Origin of the sequence: Streptomyces sparsogenes subsp. cuspidosporus (assembly GCF_039532705.1) — a bacterium.
In the GTDB taxonomy this organism is placed as follows: Bacteria; Actinomycetota; Actinomycetes; order Streptomycetales; family Streptomycetaceae; genus Streptomyces; species Streptomyces sparsogenes.
On sequence record NZ_BAAASD010000145.1, the window covers coordinates 1 to 656 of the forward strand.

At 68.0% G+C, this 656-nt stretch carries 1 protein-coding gene and 1 pseudogene; one reads left to right on the top strand and one right to left on the bottom strand.

Annotation, left to right across the window (positions count from 1 at the left end; genetic code table 11):
- Nucleotides 1-454: CYTH domain-containing protein (locus ABFY07_RS42765; protein WP_479685640.1), on the top strand; the 454-nt coding region annotated here is incomplete at its 5' end.
- Here ABFY07_RS42765 and ABFY07_RS42770 read toward each other — a convergent pair.
- Nucleotides 409-656, bottom strand: a pseudogene (locus ABFY07_RS42770) (branched-chain amino acid ABC transporter permease); the annotation flags it as partial. The gene ABFY07_RS42765 and the pseudogene ABFY07_RS42770 sit on opposite strands and share 46 nt — an antisense overlap.

The following is a 656-nucleotide window of genomic DNA, read 5'->3' on the forward strand; positions in this document are numbered from 1 at the left end:
CCGGCACTCCTCGACCTACCGCAACGCCGACGACCTGGTGGGCAAGCGGATCTGCGTGGTCGGCGTGGGCAACTCCGGTGTGGACATCGCCAGCGACGTCTGCTCGGTCGCGGCCCGCACCGTGCTGGTGGCGCGCTCCGGGGTGGTGATCCAGCCCAAGGTGCTCTTCGGCGTCGCCTTCTCCGACATCGCGATCTCGTTGCGCCGCAGGTGGATCCCGGCGCGGCTGCGCAACCGGCTGATCAAGGCGGTGGTCTACACCGCGCACGGCGACCTGACCTTCGAGGTCGACGTCTTCTCCGGCGAGAATGACGGCCTGATTCTTGCGGAAATCGAATTGAGCGACGAGAACCAGCAGATCACGCTGCCGGACTGGATCGGCACTGAGATCACCGGTCAGCCGCAATATTACAACAGCGCGCTGGTGCTGCGGCCGAACCCGGTGAAGCGGTAGACGAGCCAGAGCGCCACCGTCAGGGCGGCGGCGACGGCGATCAGGACGAGCCGGTCGACCGGCACCGTGACCCCGCCGACGGACAACGGAGTGGTCGGGAGAGCGCTCGGCACGGTGTTCACCACCGAGCCGTAGCGCAGGATCACCGCCGCCTGCAGTGTGATCAGCAGGCCCAGCGTCACGACCGTCCGGGCGATGGCCG